The organism is Humisphaera borealis, assembly GCF_015169395.1.
GTDB lineage: Bacteria > Planctomycetota > Phycisphaerae > Tepidisphaerales > Tepidisphaeraceae > Humisphaera > Humisphaera borealis.
In genome coordinates this window covers 975471-995993 of the sequence record NZ_CP063458.1, presented here as the reverse complement: position 1 = coordinate 995993, position 20523 = coordinate 975471, and the positions used below count along the sequence as shown (strand labels likewise).

At 64.0% G+C, this 20523-nt stretch carries 15 protein-coding genes; 11 read left to right on the top strand and 4 right to left on the bottom strand.

Translation table 11 applies throughout. The annotated features are described in order from the left end of the window. Positions 1–95: 95 nt before the first annotated feature. Positions 96–824 (bottom strand): amino acid ABC transporter ATP-binding protein, encoded by a 729-nt coding sequence (locus IPV69_RS03755; RefSeq protein WP_206293576.1) that lies wholly within the window; start codon positions 822–824, stop codon positions 96–98. Positions 825–955: 131 nt separating this feature from the next. Continuing rightward, positions 956–2458 (bottom strand): ABC transporter permease subunit, encoded by a 1503-nt coding sequence (locus IPV69_RS03750; protein WP_206293575.1) that lies wholly within the window; start codon positions 2456–2458, stop codon positions 956–958. 191 nt (positions 2459–2649) lie between these two features. Here IPV69_RS03750 and IPV69_RS03745 point away from each other — a divergent pair, with 191 nt between their 5' ends. The 4 genes from IPV69_RS03745 (at position 2650) to IPV69_RS03730 (ending at position 7071) form a co-directional block, all read left to right on the top strand. Further along, positions 2650–3129 carry a hypothetical protein gene (locus IPV69_RS03745; protein WP_206293574.1) on the top strand — a complete coding sequence of 160 codons (480 nt, stop codon included), beginning with the start codon at positions 2650–2652 and terminating at the stop codon, positions 3127–3129. A gap of 127 nt (positions 3130–3256) precedes the next feature. After that, positions 3257–3568 carry a hypothetical protein gene (locus tag IPV69_RS03740; protein ID WP_206293573.1) on the top strand — a complete coding sequence of 104 codons (312 nt, stop codon included), beginning with the start codon at positions 3257–3259 and terminating at the stop codon, positions 3566–3568. Between the two features lie 197 nt (positions 3569–3765). Continuing rightward, positions 3766–4338, top strand: a complete 573-nt coding sequence (locus IPV69_RS03735; protein WP_206293572.1) for a cytochrome P460 family protein — start codon at positions 3766–3768, stop codon at positions 4336–4338. A 1428-nt stretch (positions 4339–5766) separates the two neighbouring features. Then, positions 5767–7071 (top strand): hypothetical protein, encoded by a 1305-nt coding sequence (locus IPV69_RS03730; protein ID WP_206293571.1) that lies wholly within the window; start codon positions 5767–5769, stop codon positions 7069–7071. Positions 7072–7419: 348 nt separating this feature from the next. Here the strand turns inward: IPV69_RS03730 and IPV69_RS03725 are convergent, their stop codons facing one another. Next, positions 7420–9591: an SdrD B-like domain-containing protein gene (locus IPV69_RS03725; protein ID WP_206293570.1), complete on the bottom strand. Its 2172-nt coding sequence runs from the start codon at positions 9589–9591 to the stop codon at positions 7420–7422. Positions 9592–9884: 293 nt separating this feature from the next. Here IPV69_RS03725 and IPV69_RS03720 point away from each other — a divergent pair, with 293 nt between their 5' ends. The 6 genes from IPV69_RS03720 to IPV69_RS03695 all read left to right on the top strand — a co-directional run bounded on the left by IPV69_RS03720 (position 9885) and on the right by IPV69_RS03695 (position 17943). Next, complete coding sequence (locus IPV69_RS03720; protein WP_206293569.1) at positions 9885–10844, top strand: OmpH family outer membrane protein; 960 nt, start codon at positions 9885–9887, stop codon at positions 10842–10844. A gap of 198 nt (positions 10845–11042) precedes the next feature. Continuing rightward, positions 11043–12545 carry an efflux RND transporter periplasmic adaptor subunit gene (locus IPV69_RS03715; protein WP_206293568.1) on the top strand — a complete coding sequence of 501 codons (1503 nt, stop codon included), beginning with the start codon at positions 11043–11045 and terminating at the stop codon, positions 12543–12545. 2 nt (positions 12546–12547) lie between these two features. Further along, positions 12548–13279 (top strand): ABC transporter ATP-binding protein, encoded by a 732-nt coding sequence (locus IPV69_RS03710; RefSeq protein ID WP_206293567.1) that lies wholly within the window; start codon positions 12548–12550, stop codon positions 13277–13279. Positions 13280–13315: 36 nt separating this feature from the next. Further along, on the top strand, positions 13316–13777 hold the full coding sequence (locus IPV69_RS03705) for an SMI1/KNR4 family protein (protein ID WP_206293566.1): 462 nt from the start codon (positions 13316–13318) through the stop codon (positions 13775–13777). A 71-nt stretch (positions 13778–13848) separates the two neighbouring features. Beyond that, the gene (locus IPV69_RS03700) at positions 13849–15240 is read left to right on the top strand and encodes a glycosyltransferase family 87 protein (protein WP_206293565.1); all 1392 of its coding nucleotides are present in this window, start codon (positions 13849–13851) and stop codon (positions 15238–15240) included. Between the two features lie 30 nt (positions 15241–15270). After that, positions 15271–17943, top strand: coding sequence for a glycosyltransferase family 87 protein (locus IPV69_RS03695; RefSeq protein WP_206293564.1), 2673 nt, complete (start codon positions 15271–15273; stop codon positions 17941–17943). Positions 17944–17949: 6 nt separating this feature from the next. Here IPV69_RS03695 and sucD read toward each other — a convergent pair whose 3' ends face one another. Beyond that, positions 17950–18855, bottom strand: a complete 906-nt coding sequence (sucD, locus tag IPV69_RS03690; protein WP_206293563.1) for a succinate--CoA ligase subunit alpha — start codon at positions 18853–18855, stop codon at positions 17950–17952. 82 nt (positions 18856–18937) lie between these two features. On the opposite strand from sucD, the gene IPV69_RS03685 reads away from it, so the two are divergent. Continuing rightward, positions 18938–20347: a hypothetical protein gene (locus tag IPV69_RS03685; protein WP_206293562.1), complete on the top strand. Its 1410-nt coding sequence runs from the start codon at positions 18938–18940 to the stop codon at positions 20345–20347. The last annotated feature ends 176 nt before the right edge of the window (positions 20348–20523 follow it).

Sequence of the window (20523 nt, the reverse complement as noted above, 5' to 3'; positions counted from 1 at the left end):
TGCGGTCTTCCTTCACGACAAGATTCTCGAGCCGCCGAGTGTGTCTCCGTTCCTCCGTGGTGGTATTTCTTCCGCGTACTTTGCGTTGCACCCCATCACACTGAAGCCGGCGTCATGTCCAGAAACGCCCGTGCCCGCTCGGTCTTCGGTCGTGTGAAGAACTCGGCCGGCGGGGCGTCCTCGGCGACGACGCCGCCGTCCATGAACAACACCCGGTCGGCGACATCCCTCGCGAACGCCATCTCGTGCGTGACGGCGAGCATGGTCATCTGGTGCGCCAGCGACTTCATCACCGCCAGCACTTCGCCGACCATCTCCGGGTCGAGCGCGCTGGTCGGCTCGTCGAACAGCATCACCTTCGGCTGCATTGCCAGTGCCCGCGCGATCGCCACGCGCTGCTTCTGGCCGCCCGACAGTTGCCCCGGGTAAACCGCCGGCTTGTCCGACAGCCCGACCCTGGCCAGCAGTTCCAGCCCGCGTTTCTCCGCGGCCTCGGGCGATTCTCCGCGCACCTTGATCGGCGCCAGCGTGATGTTCTGCAGCACCGTCATGTGCGGGAACAGGTTGAAATGCTGAAACACCATCCCCACCTCGGCGCGGATCTTCGACAAATCCGCGTCGGCACGGGTGATCTCCTGACCCGCGACGATGATCTGCCCGGCGGTGGGGCGTTCGAGCAGGTTCAGGCACCGCAGCAGCGTGCTCTTGCCCGACCCGCTCGGGCCCAGCAAACAAACCACCTGGTTCGCGGGGACCTCCAGGTCCACGCCTTTGAGCACGTCCAGTGCCCCGAACGATTTTTTAAGGCCTTTAACTTCAATCATGGATGGTCCGTAAGTTCGGTTGTTCGTATCGCGGCGAAAGTGACAGAAGCAAAAAAGTGGCGGGTTAACGGCGGGGCGGTTGGGGATTCGACGGCGGGGCGGCGGCAGCCATCCCGGCCAATCCTTCGTCATCACGTCGGCAGTTTCATCCGCCGCTCGACCACCCGCAGGATGTTCGTGATCGCCAGCGTCAGGATGACATACACCAGCGCGATCGCGAGATACGTCGGGAAGACGGCGTACGTGCGCGACATGTACAACTGCCCCGCCTTGACGATTTCCATCACCGCGATCACCGACAGCAGCGATGTGTCCTTCAACAGTGTGACGAACTCATTGCCCAACGGCGGAATCGCGATCCGGAACGCCTGCGGGAAGATCACGTACCGGAACCGCTGCACTGGCGACAACCCCAGTGCACACGCGGCTTCGTTCTGCCCGCGATCGATCGAGCCCAGCGTCGCCCGGTAGATTTCCGACACGTACGCCGCACTGTTGAACCCCAGCGCCAGCGTGCCGGCAATGATTGGATCGGGGTTGAACGGCGACCCCGTCAACGAACTGATCAGGCTCGGCACGCCGAAGTAAACGAACAGGATCTGCACCAGCATCGGCGTGCCGCGAATCAGGTCCACGTACACCGCCGCGACCACCGACAACACCCCGCTGCCCGATAACCGCATCAGCGCCAGTCCCAGCCCCAGCACTGTTCCCATCACCTCGGCGATCAGCACCACCAGCACGGCAATGCCGGCGCCTTTCACCAGGTCGGGCAGCACGGCCACCATATGGCCCGAGAAACCCTTGGGCGCTTCGGCCGACGTCCCCGCGACCGTCTTGCCGGCGAAGTGCTTGTCCTCGAGCTGCTTCAGGAATCCTTCGGCTTTAAGCTCTTTCAGCGCCGTGTTGATCTTCGCCAGCAGGTCGGCGTTGCCTTTCTTGATCGCCAGCCCGTAGCTGTCGCTCTGCACCGGTTCCGGTAACACCCGCACCTGGTTGGGATTACTCGCAACGTAATTTTCAGCGGTGGGGCGGTCGTTGATCACCGCATCGGCGCCCCCCTTGGTCAGCTCCATCATCGCCAGCGGCACCGTCTGGAAGTACTTGATCTCTTTGACCTTCCCCGCCGCCTTAAGCTTGTCGGCCGCCTCGGCCCCGGTCGATCCCTGTTGCACGGCGAGCGTCTTGCCGACCAGCGTTTCGGCGTTGCGAACGCCCTGCTCGTTTTGCCGCACCGCGATCACCAGGCCCGCCTCCACGTACGGGTCCGAGAAATCGACGGCGTTCTTGCGTTCGTCTGTAATGGACATCGCCGACGCGATGACATCGATCTGGCCGGCGTTCAGGGCCGGGATCAGCGCGTCAAACCCCAGGTCCTTGAACTGGACGTTGAAACCAGCCTTGGCGCCGATGGCACGGACCAGGTCGATGTCGAACCCGACAAAGTCGCCCTTTTCGCCACGGGCCTCGAACGGCGGAAACGTCGGCTCGGTGCCGACAACCAAGGTGCGAGCCGCCGGCTGAGTGGTCGACCCGGTGGGCGGGCGGTCGCATGCAGATGCCGTCGCCAGGACCAACAGCGTGATCGCCAGCAGCCGCAGACGCGGACTGGCTGGGCAGACGAGGGTGTACATGATTTCAGACTCCAGCGGGCGGCGGCGGGTGGTCTGGAGAGGGTAACGGGAATTGCAGCGGCGACAAGCGGGGGAAATTGGCTCATCCCGCCCCGCGCGGCTCGTTCCGATTCTGTTTGGTGCGATGTCAACCCGCGGTTATCTTCGACAGGCATCCGGATTGACGGGGATATCCAGCTTAAAGGTGCAGCGTGAAGAAGTTCATGGCGATCGGGAAGAACTACGCCTTCAAGGGTGTACCGGGGAAGGGTCTGGTAATTGCCTCGGCCGACGCAATCTATCTGCTGGGTTATGCAACCATCGATACAAGCCTGCCGGGTGGCACAGGCACTACATCGAACGGTGTGCTGGACCTCATTATCGGTGTTTTTGAACTGGCGGCCGTCTTCGAAGAAAAGCGAACTGCGTCGAACTACGCTTCGCTTCCGAGCGAAATCCGAGAGCACCCTGACTGGCCGGTGACCAAGCCGTCAGACTACGGAATGGTCGTGAAGGTGGGCCGCCCGGCGATCGACGTCATCGTGCATCCGCGATTCAGCAATCTGCTCTGGCTGCGTGCGGGCGAGGTGGGGATCAACATTGAGTACAAGTTGTTCACGGGTCGGAAGGTGCGAGAGTTTTTGACGCAGACCGGCTGGAATCTGCAATGGCCAGGGCCGATCAGCGGATGACGCCGAAGCCCCCTTTTCCCGGATCAAATCCCCCTGCCACGTCCGATAATCCATGTTATGTTAAGTTCGACCAGGGCGGAATCGAGTAGGGCATTCAGACTCGAATCATCGCTACAATCCAGCAGCAATGTTCTGGGAACGCATCCAATACCCCGTCAATCCCGACAACCCGGTCGGCATCCGGCCATCACCCGGCCGGAGTCTTCTCGGAAGGCCCGCGGTCTCATCCGACATTTCGACGCCCGACCAGCTCAAGGGTCGTCCGCTGGGACGCGTGCTGGTCAGGATGGGCAAAGTCTCACGCGAGCAAGTCGTCATGGCGTTGGTGTATCAAAGAAAGCACGGCGGCTTGATGGGCGAAGTGATCATGAGGCTTGGTTTCGTCCAACCTGCCGACGTCCAAATGGCACTTGCGGCTCAACGCGGCGAGTCCCCGTGACGCCGCCGGGGTCGAAAACGGACGACGTTTAGGTCAATGTTGGTGCCACGGGTCGCCGGTACTCCGGAGACCCGTGCGCCCGGCTCAACCCCATCAGCGAGGTCGCAATTTCGCGGGAAGCTCACCCGACCAACCCCACCAACTGCCGACACTGAGATGTTCCCGCCCGCTCGCCATGTCCGGTAGAATCCCGCGATATGCGGACCACTCTCCTGCTTCTGGCATTGGCGTCGCCGGGTTGTATGCAAAAGGCCGAGCGGCCGTCTCCTCCGTCGCCGCCCGCTCAATCCACGCCGCAGCCCGACGCCCGAGTGGTCGCCCGCGAATACCAAACGATGGGGCACATGACCCTCATGACCCCATCGAAAAGGATCTCACCAATCGTGGTGAACTGCGACTCGTCTACATTTGTCGTTCCAGACTCCCGTGCCAACCACGCGATCCGCGTCTACATGAACGAAGGCGCGGCCAAGGCGTACGACGTATCGGCGGCCGCGTACCCTGTGGGATCGGTCGTCGTGAAGGAGAAACTCGCGGCCGACGGCCCGGCCGGCAAGGGCCCTGCCGACCCCGGTTGGGAGCACGCCGGCCTCGGCGGGATGATCAAGCGGCCCGCCGGCTACGACCCCGCCGGCGGCGACTGGGAGTATTTCTACGTCGCAAAAGGATCGGACAAGGTCGAGTCGGGACGCATCGCCACGTGCGTTCGATGCCACGCCGGCGGGGCGACGCGAGACCATATTTTCGGGACTTGGTGGGCCAATCGGTAGCCGCGGGGCTGCGACCCTTCCAGGGTCGTCGGCATTATCGCACCACACCGGGGGTGCGCTGCGCGACCCCCGGCTAATCGCTATGACCCCGCCGGGGTCGAAAACCGACGATGTTTAGGTCAATGATTGTGCCAAGGGTCGCCGGTACGCCGGAGCCCCGTGCGCCCGGCTCAACCCCATCAGCGAGGTCGCAATTTCATCGCCCACCCCTGCAGATGCCCTTCCCGCCGACCGTCGTCCCGCACTCCGGACACCGTTCGGGCGAGGCACGCAAATCGTAGCTGCAGGTCGGACAGAGACCGATCCGCGATCGCAATCGCCGCCTGCGCCACACGCCGATGAACCATGCCATCGGAAGGATTGAAGTCACCACGACCAACGTCTGGTGCCGAGTCGCGGCATACCAAACCCAGTAGCGCCGGTCCCAGTCCGGGATTCCCATCCCGGGATGATTACGCTCAGCGCTGGCCCAATCGATCCCCAACTTGGAGAGAAAACCGGACCGGCTTCTATCGAAGAATTCCCACTCACGAATACTGTTCTCCGATAGGAACACGTCGACCATCAAGGTGTCGTCGCCGAGATTTGCGTACGGAATAGTCGCAACTTCCGACTCGCGTCGTGGATGGTAAGCATTGAATGCCTCTGTCCTGCCCTTCCACAGGATTTGTCCTTCCCAAGATGTAACGCACACGCCGCGGAACGGTGTTGGCCACATTGAGACCGAATCTTTGTGGCCGTAACTCCTTAGCCACATCGCGGACGTTGCCAGGCAAACTACCACGGAAAGCGCCGACAGGAACATGAACAAGCGGCGAAGCATCGCTCGATAGCATACCCTGCGGGAAGTTCACTCAAACAACCCCACCAACTGCCGCCACTGAGATGTTCCCGCCCGCTCGCGACCTCCGGAAGAATCCCGCGATATGCGGACCACTCTCCTGCTTCTGGCATTGGCATACCGGGGTTGCATGCAAAAGGCCGAGTTGCCGTCTCCTCCGTCGCCGCCCGCTGCTCTTGCTCTACTCGATCATCAATTCATACGTCCGCCGGTGGAGAGTCCGTACGCCGGATGAGATTCGCACGCTTCGCCGCGAACAAGGACTCTGCCTCACCTGCGGGTACGACATGCGAGCGTCACCAGTCCGCTGCCCTGAGTGTGGAACTTCGCGCTGACACCATGGTATTCCGGAGACCTATGCGGTCGGGCCGAAGAATGAGATGAACGCCAAGCCGCGGAGAAGCCAAGGACGATCAGAGGCGGCATTGGGATTCTTGGCGCTTTGGCGTCTTGGCGTTCATCTGCTGGCTGGTCGGACCGAAAAGGGCACCGCGAACCCGGATTCTTCTGGACAATTTCCGCATACCGTACAAAATACAAACATGGCAACCAGGCCCGCCGCACGTCGGCGGGGAAAGGAGACTCCCATGTCTGTTACTTTTGCGTCCTCGAACGGTTCGTGCGCGGCGTTCGCGGCGGGTCCATCGTCGTTTTCCGAGTCGCAGCTCGCCGCGATTCTTTCGGCCCTGCCGCCTGAAGCCCGGCGGCACTGGCCGGGGTGTACGACGGCCCTGCCGGTGGCGGGTGTGAAGCCCGTGAAGCTACGCGTGGCGGGGCAGGCCGGTGCCGCTGCGAGCGCTCCGGCCGGTGGGGCCGTTGCGACCGGCATGTCCGCCCCGCCTCCGGCCGGCACCACTGCCGCTGCGCCGCCACCAGTCACCGCCTCGCCAGTCACCGCTCCAGCAGTCGCCGCCCCGCCGCTCACCGCCCCACCGTCCGACGCCCCGCCGCCGGTCGCTACGCCGCCGGTCGCTTCGCCTCGGCTGTCGCGGTCCGAGCAGGCGAAGGTGAACGGCGCCAAGTCGCGCGGGCCGGTCACCGACGAAGGCAAGGCGCAGTCCCGGCTGAACGCGCTGCGACACGGGCTTTGTGCCCGCGGCCTGCTGACGCCGGACGAAGACCCGGCCGAGTACGAGGCGTTTGTGGACGACTACCGGCGCGAGCTGCACGCCGTCGGAACGGTGCAGAAAAATCTCGCCGAGCGGGCCGCGGAGATGGCGTGGAAACTGCGGCGCATTCCGGTCATCGAAGCGCAAATCCACGGCGGCCGGCGCGAAGCCCGTGGCGACCCGGACCTGGAACTGGGCGCGCTCGGCGACCTGATCTATGAACTGATCGGCGCGGCGGACGACGGCGTGTTCGACCGCGTGCAACGCTACGAAACCCGGTTGGAACGATCGCTGCGGGCCTGCCTGCGCGAACTTCGGCTGTTGCAGGGGCTCAATCCCCACGGCCGGGGTACAGCCGCACGCGAGCAGTCGCCTGCCGAGGTTTGTGAGGTGACACCCAACGTTTGTGAAGCGGAATCGGGCGGTGCGTCGTCATCCGTCGGCACATCGAAGGGGGTGCGGTCGGAGTGCACCTGCGGTGCGACCGCTAAACCGGCGCGGGGCGAGGGTCGGGCGGAAGCCGGATTGCCGGAGCCGGGTTCGACACGGACGCTCGCGCCGGGTTCGTTCGGCAAAACAGAGGTGGCGGGGAAAACAGACGTGGTGGGGAAAACAGACCGGGCGGACAAAACAGACTTGTCGGGGCGGGAAGGGACGCGGGCGATGGGTGCCTTCAGTACCCTTGCGTCGGGTTCGTTCGGCAATGGCGTCGCGGGTTCGTTCGGCACTTTTCGCCGCGAACCAAAGACCGGCAAGACAGGGCGGAATCGGCAAGCAGATTGATGCGCGAGTCGCGTTGCCGGCAGTCCGAAGTGAAGAGAACACGAAGGCGCGAAGCCGCGAAGAGGTCGCGAAGGCCCGGGCACCCCTCTTTGTCAGGCTCTGTCTGAAAAGTGGTGTGCCATGCCCACGCCGGGCTGCGGCATTGGACCTCTAGAACTGTCCCCCGCGTGGGCATGTGCGGGCGACACAGTTCCGCGTGATCGCATGCCCACGCGGCAGAGCCTCTCTCGATTCAAAAGTGATATCCAGGCGTGGGCATGGCACACCAATCAGGTTTTCAGACAAAGCCTGGCTTTTTCTTCGTGCCTTCTTCGTGCCTTCGCGCCTTCGTGTTCTCCGGGTCGCCCGTCAGGCCCCGGCTCGAACGCCGAAGTTTCTTCCGGTGGATGTTTGTCCGGACGTGAGGTCGAGCGTCCAGCCGCCGGGGGCACTGCTGTAGCCGGGGCGGGCGATCAGTCGCACGACGAACGTTCCGGGCAGTGCGTCTTTGATGGACCAGTAGCCGGAGGCATCGGTGACCGAGGCGGATTCGCCGGCGTCGAACCGACTGTTATTGTTGGCATCGCGATAGACGGTCCAGCCCCCCTGCCCGGTTTCGGCGGCGTCGCGGACCTGATTGCGGTTGGTGTCGGTGTAGACGACGCCGCTGATTAGCACGCGAGGCGTATGCCCGAAGTTGATGCCAATAACCGACTGCCCCGCCGCGACGGCGACGCTGGTCGAAGCCGGTGTGGTTCGGCGATAGCCGGACTGATCGATCGAACGAACGGTGTAGTTTGCGGGCGGCAGGCTGGTCAGCGTGTAGGCACCGGTCGAATCGGTCGTCGCGCGGGCGTCGGCCGAGTCGTAGACGCCGTTGCCGTTGACGTCGGCATACACGGACCACCCGGACAGGCCGATTTCCCAGCTGTCCTGCACGCCGTTGGCATTGTTGTCGCGCCAGGCGAGCCCGCGGATGCTGCCATTGACCGTGGGCGGGGGTTGGCTGGGGGGCGACCCCGGACCAGCGGCTGTTGCCTTGAGCGACAGGGTGTAATTCGTGACCGCCCCGCCGGCGGGCGTGACCCAGAGGTAATACACCCCCGCCGACAGCGACCGGCTGACCTGCTCGACCGACGTGCCGGCGTTGGTGCTCGATGCCAGCATTTCGCCGGAATCGACTTCGCCGTTGGCGTCGGTGTCCTTCACCAGGAAGAGGTTCGCGTTGTCGGAGAGGCCGGCGAGGCGGGCAGTGATCGTGCCGGCGGTCTTGAGCGAGAACCGGTAGAAGTTGAGGGGATCGACGTCGCCGATGCCGTCGGTGATGACGCGGCTCATGCCGTCGACGGCGCCCAGTTCGAGGGACGTCTGCAGATTGGGCCCCGCGCGGTCGCCGAAGCGGGTAACGCCCCCTGAAAGCCCGAGCGTGCCCCCGGCGACCGTGCGACCGCCAATGTCGGCGATCTGCCCGCTGTTGAGGGTGGCGGTATAGAGCGCGGGGTCGGCGGGGTAGCCGGTCAGGTCTACCTTGTAGCGGGCGAGTCGCTGCGACCCGTTGGTGGCGCGATCGACGGCGGCAAAGGTGGCGGCCTTGCTGAAGCCGTTGGGCCCGGTGATTCGCAGGTCGGTGTTGCCGAGCGTGCTGACGTTGATCGCCGAATCGTCGGCCAGTGCCACCTGGATGCTGAGTGTTTTGCCGGAGCTATCGACCCAGGACTGTATCAGGCGGGCGGCGGGCGGCGTGGCGTCGGTGACGAAGGTGGAGCGGTGAGCGGCGACGCGGGGCAGGAACTCGCGAACCACGCGGGCGTTGTCGGCCGCGTGTCCGAGACGCGCCGCCTGCGTCGAACCCGCCGCGATACCGAGGGGCTGGCCACGCCAGCTCAGGTCCGGACTCGACAGGTACGGCAGTCGGGTGCCCGGTCCCATCAGGGTGTGAACGGTCTGCGTGCCGGTCTTGACGCCCAGGCCGTAAGCGTAAGGGATCTGGCGTTTGCCGGTGTCGGTGTCATCGTGACCGGCACCGCTGTTGTGCATGGTCTCGTGGGCGAAGATGTACTCGATATTGGTATAGCGTGCCTGCGAGACGGCGAAACCGAACTCCGACCAGGACTTGGAGGGGTCGTCCAACTGGTAGGCCCGGCCGCCGTCGTCGCCGTCGGCGACCAGCAGATGAACCAGGTCGGCCCCGCGGCTGGTGCGTTGGGCATGCACCGCATCGAGGTATCCGTCGGCAGGGTTCTGCAGCCGGCCGAGATCGGTCGCGAGGGTGCCGGATTCCTTGTACGAGGTCTCGCCGAACCAGACGAGGCGGACGGTCGCGTCGATGCGGCTGTTGGCGAGGATGACGTTGGTATCGGCGATCGCGCGATCGAGACGATGCGAAAGGTTCTCGACCCCGCCGACGCTGTTGCGGGCGGCGGGCGTGTAGTAGACCGCGACGTCCACCACGGTGGGATTCACGGCGCAAAGCCGCCGCGATTCCAGTTGCTCGACTGTGGGTTGAAGGGCGGTCGTCTGCGACCGGTTCTGGAACTGCAATTGGGCTCCGTGCCGAGGGGCTTCACTGAGAATGCCGGCCGCTCCGCGACCGGGCGTGGTACACTAGCGTCGCTTTTGTCGATAGGCCATCAGGATTTCGGTCAGAATCCTATTAAATCTGGCCACCGAATCGAGACCCATTCCGCCGCGCCGGCCGGCTGCGATCGCGACGCTGTGTGCCTCGGGCAATCAATTGCATGGCGCTGTTGGAAATTGCGTCGGGAAGCGTCCTAGATGGCACGGCATTGCCGATCGGCAGTGCTCCCGAATATCTAGATCAGAAAGGAACGAACATGCGCACGTTTCGATTGGCGTTGACGGGTTTCACACTCCTGGGCCTCGCGACCGCCGGGGTGCGGGCGGCAGACGTGGACAAGGCCCCTGCCGCCCCGGCGCCGGACGTGCAGCCGGCAGCGGAAAAGCCGCAGCCGGTGGACCCGGCCGTGGTGGCGCTGATCGACCAGCTCGGGAGCGGTGAACCGGCAATACGCGAAGCGGCTTCGAAGAAGCTGCTGGAGCTGGGCAAGTCGGCCGTGCCGACACTCAAGCAATCGAAGGACGCCGACGACCCCGAGGTTCGCGCCCGGGTGCGCAGCCTGATCCGCAAGGCCGAGCGTCGTCTCCCCCCCGCCGCCCCGGCGAAGGACGGCAACGCCCATCGCCAGAGCGTCAGCGTGTCGATGGTGAACGGGCAGCGGAATGTCGATGTCGACGACAACGGCTACAAGATCAAGATCCGCCAGGGGCCCGAGGGCATCGTCCTCGACGTGACCGGCGTTGAAGACGACAAGCCCGTCACCGAAACCTACAGAGCCAAGGACGCCGACGAGCTGAAGAAGGAAAACCCGGAGGCGTTCGCGCTTTACGAGAAGTACAACAACGGCGGGCCGGGCGGCGCGTTCACCATCCAGCTGGGGGGCAATGCCGGATTTCAGGGCCAGGTCTTCATCAACGGCGGAAATCCCCGGGGTTTCGCCGGCGGTGTTCAGGTTGAACAGAAGGTCGCCGAAGCGCAGGTGAAGGCGATGGAGAAGGTGCTGGAGAAGCTGCAGGAAGACCCCAACATTCCCGCCGAGCACAGGGCGAAGATTATCGAGCAGATCGAGCAGCTGCGGGCGAAACAGCAGGACGTGCAGCAGAAGCAGTTGAAGGAGATGGAGCAGCGCCGCGAGAAGGCGCTCGACGAGCTCAAGGTGCCGCTGCGTGACGAGCCCGCAAAGGACGGTCCTGCGAAAGACGCGAAGAAGGACTAGGAGAAACCAAAGGATGAAGTGAAGCCGGACGCGCCAAAGGATGCGCCCAAGCCAGACGCCGCAAAATCGGAAACGCCTAAATCGGAGACGCCGGAGAAGAAATGAACGCCGCTCCGGTTAAACTCCCGGCATGTTCCGGTCACTCACGGTGGACGCAATCGCCGGTGAGCGCCGGGGAGGGTCGTGGTCGCGGAGTTTGTGAGCACCCCATTGAAGATCGCCATCATAGTCATTGTGTGCGTCCTGCTGGTGGTCGGAACCCTGGTGGGCGTCGGCATGGTCATCAGTCGCAACGCGATGGCCAACGACACCGGCCAGGAGACGGTCCGGGTGGAGCCGGTCGTGTCGGGCCCGCTGGTCGAGATGATCAGCGTGCCCGGGGAAATCCAGCCGCGGACGAAGGTGTCGATCAGCTCGCGCGTGGCGGCGCGAATCGCCGAACTGCCGCACATCCAGGGTGACACCGTCCGACGAACCCCGCCGGGCACAACGCAGCCCAGCCAGGATCAGCTCCTGGTGCGGCTGGATGCGAAGGACCTGGAGTCGGCGTTGCGGTCGGCCGAAGCGCGATCCAAGGCGCAGGCGGCCCAATTGAAGGTGAACGAACTGCGGATCGCCGCCCAGCGGGCACAGCTCAATGGGACCAAGGCGCAACTGGCCGATGCCCAGCGCGACATGAACAAGAAGCGCGAGCTGGCGATAACGAAGGATATCTCGCAGTCGGAAGCCGACACCGCACAGGCCCATTACGAAGACATCCTTGCCCAATACCTGGGTGCGCAGGAGACACTGAAATCCGAGGAGCAGAACCTTCAGGTGCTGCTGCACCAGCAGGAAGCGTCCGACGCCGACATCGCCAAGGCCCGCGACGAACTGGCGTATACCGTCATCACGTCGCCGATCGACGGCGTGATCACGAAGCTGAAAGCGGAAGTTGGCGAGCAGGTGGTGCCGGGCATTCAGGGCAGCGTCGGGTCGACGATCATGGAAGTCGCCGACCTGTCGCAGATGCTGATGGTCGCGCGGATCGACGAAGCCAACATCGCCGCCGTCAAACCGGGGCAGAAGGCGACCGTCCGCATCCAGGCGTACCGGGACGAGACGTTCGAAGGCACGGTCGAATCCGTCGCGCTCGCCAAGGCCGATCCGACGGCTTCCAATTCGCGCACCACCGAAGGCGCGAACTATTACGAGGCGAAGATCCTGCTGAAGACCGACGGACGGCGCATCCCGACCGGCCTCAACGCCGACGCCGACATCGAAACCAACCGGCACAGCGGCATTCGTGTGCCGAGCCAGTCGGTGCTCGGCCGGCCGGTGGATCAGTTGCCTGCCGAGGCGAAGAACGCGCCGGAGATCGAGAAGGACAAGGCGTTCGTCGCGATCGTCTACCGATACGTCAACGGCAAGGCCGTCGCGACCCCCGTGAAGCCAGGGGCGAGCGATGAGACGCACACGCTGATCCTGTCGGGGCTGAAAGCCGGCGACCTGATCATCAGCGGCCCTTACAAGGCGCTCGATACGATGACCAACGGGCAGGAGGTCAAGAAGCAGGACGTCGCTCCCAAGATTCCCGCGATCATGCCGGCGACCCTGCCGACGACGAATCCCGCAACGATGCCCGCAACCGTCCCATCCACGCGACCCGAAACGTCGTCCCTGTTCATCCTTCACCCTTCATCCGTCATCCTTACGACTTAACCGTGCCCGTCATCCGCCTGACCGACATCCACAAGCACTACGTCGTCGGCGAGGAGCAGATCCGCGCCCTCGATGGTGTCAGTCTGACTGTCGAGCAGAACGAGTACGTCGCGATCATGGGCACCAGCGGCTCGGGCAAGAGCACGCTGATGAACATCCTCGGCTGCCTCGACCGCCCGACGCACGGCACCTACGAGCTCGACGGCAATGACGTCACCCGCATGGGCGCTGCGGCACTCGCCCGCGTTCGCAATGACCGCATCGGCTTCATCTTCCAGAGCTTCGAACTGATGCCCCGTCTGACGGCGCTGAAGAATGTCGAGCTTCCCCTGCTCTACAGCCGCACCGGCTGGTGGGGGCGGTCGGCCCGCGCCAGGGCCGCGCTGACCAAGGTCCGCCTTGCCGATCGCATGAAGCACCGGCCCAACCAGCTATCCGGCGGTCAGCGGCAGAGGGTGGCGATCGCGCGGGCGCTGATCAACGACCCGGCGATCCTGCTCGCCGACGAACCGACCGGCAACCTCGACAGCCGAACGAGCGATGAGATCCTAGCGCTCTTCGAAGACCTGCACCGCTCGGGCCAGACGATCATCATGGTCACGCACGAGCCCGACGTGGCACGGCATGCCAAGCGCGTAGTTCGCATGAAGGACGGGCGGGTATTGAGCGACCTGTCGTCGGAGCAGGATGTCCGGATGAACGCACTCCCAGCGATGCCGATCTCCTCGAAATGACGATGCAGCGAATGAGGGTAGCAATGAGGCCCTGCTATGACCGATCCTGTCACCGACTCCTTTGTCACAGTGTTTACGGCGCGCGGTCTGAGCGGGTCACCTTGTGACGAATGGAGCGTTCGTGATTTGGAGCAGCAGCTTGGCGTAGTGTTCCCAGCGGCTTATCGGGCGTTCCTCCGCATCGCCGGGTACGAGTGCGAGGCGTTAGCGGGATCCCATTACTCGATTGACGACGATCTCGCAGATTTGCAGCGTGCGGGGGAGAGAATTGCCTCGCATGAGAAGGTCGAACTCCCCCAAGACGCGTTTGTATTCCTGGTACATCAAGGCTTTGCCTGCCACTTCTTCCTAACTGAGGACGGTGAAGATCCTGCGGTTTTCCAATGCGTTGAGGGGATGGGTCCCATCGAGCGCGTCGCGTCGCACTTCAGTGAGTGGCTGCTTCAGGAGCTAACTCGCTCAGAGTCGTATCGTGAGGAACGTTCACGCGGAACGTAGAATCGATCGCTTGAACTTTCGGTTAATCCTTACCCGTACATCTAACCCACCCGTCATAAACATCCGATGTCGTGAACATCGATACTGCACCCACCCTCATGTTTCCGGCTTTACGCCGCAGTTCGTACCGAAGACGCCTCTGGCTGCTCGTCGCGGGTGTCGCGCTGTTCCTGGCGATCGTCGCCGGCATGGAAGCCGCCCGGCGCGCCGCAGCCCCCCCCGCCGCGAAGACGTCCGGCGACGTCATCGCGCTCGACTTTATCGCGTTCTACACCGGCGGCCACTTCGTTGCCGAGGGACGTCATCGCGACCTGTTCGACCTCAAGGCCGTCAAGGCGTACCAGGACGAGATCGCCGCGAAGAACGGCGTGAACCTCGGCCACGCGCTGGGCCCCTGGTGGAATCCGCCGTTCTACGCGTGGGTCTTTGCGCCGCTCGCGAAGCTGTCGTTCGGCACGGCGACGGCGGTCTGGGTGGCGTTCAATGCCCTCTGTGCCGCCGTCAGTTGCTGGCTGCTCGTTCGCATGCTGCCCGCCGGTTCCGGTTGGCGGACCTGGGCACTGGTGCCGGCACTGATGGTGCTGTCGATCCCGTTCATTCACGCCCTGTCGCACGGCCAGAATGCGTGCACGTCGCTGCTCATCGTCACGCTCGCCGTCACCGCGTGGCGTGCGGATCGGCCGATCCTTGCGGGCGTCGTCGCCGGGCTGATGGCGTACAAACCGCAGCACGCCGTCGTGCTCGGCGGGATGATGACCCTCGCCCTCGGCTGGCGGGCGATGCTGGGAATGGCGATCACCGGTGCTTCGCTGCTAGCCGTCACCCTGTTAACCCTTCCAGGTGCGCTCGGCGACTTCCTCAGCCGCATGCCGCAGAACGTGCGGTTCGTGCAGGAACAAAGCGTCTACCTGTGGGAACGCCACGCCACCCTTAAAGCCTTCTGGCGACTGCTGCTGCAGGGGACCGAGATCGGCCCGCCCAGTGCGATGACGACGCTTCTGACGGCCATCTGCACCGCGGCAATCGCCGTGCTGCTGCTGCGACTGACGCCGGCGGCGAAGGTCCTGAACCCGTTCGACACGACCGATCGAAAATCCCCGGTGAATCGCGACCGCCTGATCGCCGCCACGTTCCTGGCGACCCCGCTCGTGATGCCGTTCTACTTCGATTACGACCTGCTCATGCTCGCCGTGCCGGCGGTCCTGCTGGCGGCGATGAAGATGACCGACGGCACCATCACCGGCAGTCGATCGCTCGACCGGGCGACGCTGGTCCTGGCTCCGATGGTGTACGCGATCCTGCTGATCAACGCGGACTTCGCCGAGCACACCCGCGTCAACCCCGTGGTGCCGGTGCTGGCGGTGCTGATGTGCTCCGTGGCGTGGCCGAAGCGATCGATAACTGAAGCCACCGCCGCGATGCAGGAACCACAGGAACGACCGACGTTCGCCCGTGCGGCCTGATACGCGCAATGCCCCTACCTTCGATCCGTTGTGCTGACCACCCGTCAACCTCGCACCCTGCGCGACCGCCTGCAACTGGCGGCGTTTGCGATGGTAGTGCTGGTGATTTCCATCGCCGCTGCGTTGCACCTGGGCGGGCCGGAGACTTCGCCATTTGCGCACCTCTTCGGCGATGACCTGGTGCCGTCTTACATGGCCGGCACTTTCGTTCGTGAAGGCCGCACCGAACTGCTGACCGACTATCCCGCCGCCGAGCGATTCCAATCGCAACTGCGAGTTCAGGCGGGCCTCGAACAGCACGGCCGAACCGGCCCCTGGCTCAATCCGCCATTCTACGCCGCGATGTTCGTTCCGCTGTCGGCGTTGCCGTATAGAGCGGCGCTGTGGACCTGGTTCGCCGCGAACCTGCTGATACTCTCGGCGGCCATCGTGCTGCTCTACCGCATGCTGCCGGCGGATAAACGCCGACCGAGGGACGGCGCGATCATCGCCGCCCTGGTCGTCGTCTCGATGCCCGCCTTGCAGGCGATGGCGTGCCAGCAGAACACGTTTCTGTCGCTGCTGATTCTCTGCAGCGCGATCACGCTAGCCCGATCCGACCGCGCCTTCGCCGCCGGCGCCGTGGGTGCACTGCTGCTGTTCAAGCCGCAACTGGCCGTTATCGTCTGCGGCGCGCTGGTGTGCACGCTCGGCCGCCGGGCGATCGCGGGGATGATCGTCACGTCGGCTGTTCTTCTGGCCGCGACGCTCGCCTTCATGCCCGGAGCGATCGGCGATTACCTCCACAAGCTTCCCGGCCTGCTCCCCTATCTGCGAACCGATCGCCCCTACCCGTGGGAACGGCAGACGACGTTCCTCGGCTTCTGGCGACTGCTCATCACCGGCCGCACGGGCGGGCCGAATCCGGCGATCGTCACCGTGCTCTGGATGATTGGCGCTGTTGTTGTCGCAGCGATGCTGGTCGGCCCGCTCTGCAAAGCGTTCACGCTAAGCGTATTCACCACGAAGGCACAAAGGGCACGAAGCGTCACGAAGAGGACCTCGAGTCGATCGCGCGACAGCCTGCTCGCCGCGACCATCGCAGCATCACCGCTGCTGATGCCCTACTACATGGACTACGACCTGCTCCTGCTGACGGTGCCGGCGGTGCTGCTGGCAGCGGAACGAATGCAAGCCGGCCGACAGCCCGGCGACCGCTGGCTGATCGCCGGGTGGGCTGCCGTCTACGCCTGGATGTATTTCAACGCTGCCGTTGCCGACGCGACAGGCGTCAGTGTGATTGTGCTGCTGATGTCGGCGCGATTCTTTGGGTCACTGCGAAACCTCGGCGCAGGCCCGTGGTTCGCGCGATCGCCGAACGATCACGGGCAAGCGAGTACGCTTGCCCATGCCACCCAATCAACGGACGCTCCAACACCGCACCGTCGCTGCTCCTTCCTGGGTCGCGCTACGATGCTTTCATTGGCAGCAGCGTCCATCGCCATCCCGATGGCCGTCGCCGCCGGGGTATTGGACCGCGCGAAGCCGCTCACATTCGGCCACGACCTTTTGCCCACCTACGTCGCCGGGCGACTGGTCGTCGAGGGACGCGCAGGCGCGATGTACGACGCCGAGGTCATCCGCGCGACGGCCCGGCCGATCATCGACCAGCAGAACCTGACGAACGAGGTCTCGCAGTCGCTGTGGATCAACCCGCCGGGTTTCGCCGCCGTGTTTGCGCCGCTCGCGCTGATGCCCTACCGCGCAGCCCTGCTCGTCTGGATCGGCCTGAACGCCGCCCTGGCGACAGCCGCACTGGGCATCATTCTCCGATGGATTCCTGACCGGCGGCCGGCACTGCTCCTTGGAATTGCGGCGATCACGAGCTGTCCGTTTCTGCTCGCAGTCGAGCACCAGCAGAACACATTCATCTCCCTCGCCATCCTCACGGCGGCTCTCGTTGCCTGGCGTCGCGGGTACGTCCTGATCGCCGGAATGCTGATCGGACTGCTGTCGCTCAAGCCGCAACTCGCGATCACCGTCGGCATTGCCCTCTGGATGCTCGAAGGGCGTCGCGCCCTGGCGGGCATGCTGCTCACATCGCTCGCGCTGCTGGCCGCCGGCGAGTTGCTCTCGCCGGGCCTGACGTGGCAGTTCCTCACCCAGGTTCCGCAGCAGGCCGGGCTGTTGCAGCTTCACCCGGGATACAACTGGGGCCGGCAGATGACGCCGACTGCTGCGCTGCGGGCACTCCTCGGCGTGGAGTCGCGCGTCGCGGTCGTCGTCGGCCATGTCGTATCGGTCGCGATCGTGCTACTGGTCGGTTGGGCCGCCTGGCGGGTGCGATGCCACACCGCCGGGTCATCAAACGCCGTCGCCCCCTCCGCCAATCGTCAGCGCGTCATCGCACTTGCGTTCACCGCGATGCCGTTGTGCGCCCCCTACTTCATGGACTACGACCTGCTGCTGATGGTGATCCCCGTGGCGTTGCTGTCGGGGCTCGGTTGGACCCGGTCGATCGTCGGGCCGGGAGTCGTACTCTGGTTGATCCTCTACCTGAATGTCGATCTCGTCGCCGCGACGCACATCAACGCGGCAGTGCTGTGCCTTCTGATCCTGTTCGCATTGCAGTGGCGAGGGCTGCTGCGCAGCAAACCGGCCGAACGGCTGCTCAGCGGTTCGGCCGGGGGTGGATTGTACTTCGGTGGGACAACGACCGCTTAGAACGGCTTAACCCTTCACGCCAAGCAGCTTCGCCATCTCTTCGCCGATGGTCGCCGGGCTCTCGGCGACGGTGATGCCGGCTGCTGTCAGGGCCGCAGTCTTGGCCTCGGCCGTGTCTTCGCCGCCGCTGATGATCGCGCCGGCGTGGCCCATGCGCTTACCCGGCGGCGCGGTCCGGCCGGCGATGAATGCCACCATCGGCTTGGTCACGTTCTTCTTGGCCCAGGCGGCGGCCTCGCTCTCGTCGCTGCCGCCGATCTCACCGATCATCACGATCGCGTCGGTCTCCGGGTCGTTCTGGAACATGCCCAGCAGTTCGATGTAGTTCAGCCCCTTGATCGGGTCGCCGCCGATGCCGACGGCCGTCGTCTGGCCGATGTTGCGGCTGGCGCACTGCCACACCGCTTCGTACGTCAGCGTGCCGGAGCGCGAGATGATGCCGACCTTCTTGCCGCTCTTGGCCTGCTTGGCCGGCAGGTGGATGTAGCCGGGCATGATGCCGATCTTGCACTCGCCGGGCGTGATGACGCCGGGGCAGTTCGGTCCGATGAGCACCGACTGCGGGTAGCCGTCGAGAAAGGTCTTGGCCTTGACCATGTCGAGGACGGGGATGCCCTCGGTGATCGCGACGATCACGCGGATGCCGGCGTCGGCGGCTTCCATGATCGCGTCGGCCGCGAACGGCGGCGGAACAAATATCATTGTCGCGTCGGCCCCGGTCGCCTTCACGGCCTGGTGGACGGTGTCGAAGATCGGCAGGCCGTTGGCGTCCTTCTGCCCGCCCTTGCCGGGCGTGACGCCGCCTACCATCTTGGTGCCGTAGTCGAGGCACCCTTTGGTATGGAATGCCCCGGCCGAGCCGGTGATGCCTTGACAGATGACTTTCGTGTCCTTGTTGACGAGGATGCTCATGGGTGGGCAGAGGGTATGATGAGCGGGGAACTGGGGCAAGGGGTGACCGTGGACCCCCGCCTGAAGTACTTGGGAGGTCGCCATGTCGAAACGAAACCGCAAGCGATGGATTGGTGCCCTTCTGTTGGTCCTCCTCCTTGCAGGGCTTGTATTAGTGCCGCCAGCACTGCACCGCTATCAACTCGCCAGGTCCGCCGAACTCTTTCGCGTGCAGGTTGAAGAATTGCGATCGCTTGGCCAGGCAGTATCCACTGCGGACCTGCGTCTGACGCCCGTCCCGATCGAGAACAACGCCGCGGTCGACCTGCTCGCTGCCGCAAAAGCAACGCAGTACGATCGAGAGGAAGACGCTTGGGGAAAGCTCGAACTCGGCTTTCCCTTGCGGAACGACGAGAAAAAGTCGTTGGAACCGCTCTTGGCAGATCGTCTGGAGGTGGATCGACTGGTCGCGAATGCTTTGTCCAAAGCAGGCCTGGATTGGCAGATTCAGTATCAGCCTCAGCTTTTGGACACGCTTCTTCCGCACCTTCTTCAAATGCGGAATCTCATCAGCCAGTTGCGGGGCGAAGCACTTGTTGATGCATCCAATCAGCGGTACGACGCTGCTATCGAGAGGGTACATGCGATCGTCATGATCGCAGACAAGCTAGAATACTCGCCGACGTTCGTTGGCCATCTGATTGCCAACAGTGCACGTACTTCGGCATGCCAGACACTGATGTCATTTTTGCCGGCGTTGGCGATCGGAGATGGCAAAGGGGAAGCAGGCGCAGCCCAGGTCAGGGCGCTGATCGCGTTGCTACTCGACGAATCACAAACAGCCATCGGATTGCGTCGCGCGATCGATAGCGAACTCGTTATGCAAATCGGCGTGACGGAATCTGCGCTGACTTACCCAAATCCGGAGGAGTTTGAGCGTAAGCGGACCGGTGTGCTGAACGCGGTACGGACGCGATTGTTTCCGGAAGATCACGGCGCATCCGGCCGTGCTTTCATCCGTTACATGCAATCAGCGCGATCGGCGGCGACTCACGGCAATGTACTGGATATGAAGGCCAACCTGCCCGCCCAACCGCCTGAAATCGACGAGTCAGTTCTTCTCGCCATGTTGCTTCCAAACGTAACGAGTGTCGCAGAACAACACTTCGAAGCAATCGCCAACGGTCGTGTCGCAGCGGTCGCTCTGGCGGTGAGATGGTACGAGATAAAGCAGGGCCGGCTCCCTGAATCACTGGATGAACTTTTGCCGTCGTTCCTCACCCTTCTACCTACAGACCCCATGACGCGCGGCGCTCGCCTTCGGTATGTTGCGACAGGAGACCGTCCCATGATCTACAGCGTTGCCCGGGACGGCGAAGATGACGAAGGCCGCGAAAGGGATCCGGATAGTCCTCGTGCAGAAAGGCAGAAGTATGACATCGCCGCGAATCTGCGGCTACAGCCGCGAAAGCCGCGGACGGCGGTGAACAATGCCCCTCCGTCGGATGATTGATGCGCTATCGGTCGCTTCGCCTGTCCGATATCGAACCGGAACCGATCCCGTGCTCTATAGTGCCGGCGAAAATGGGGTGGACGACGGCGGATCACCGCCCTTGCATTTAGCGTTCAGATTGGATGACCTCGCGAATCCCCGGAACCGGCCAGTCGGCGGTGATCTGCCGCGCTTCC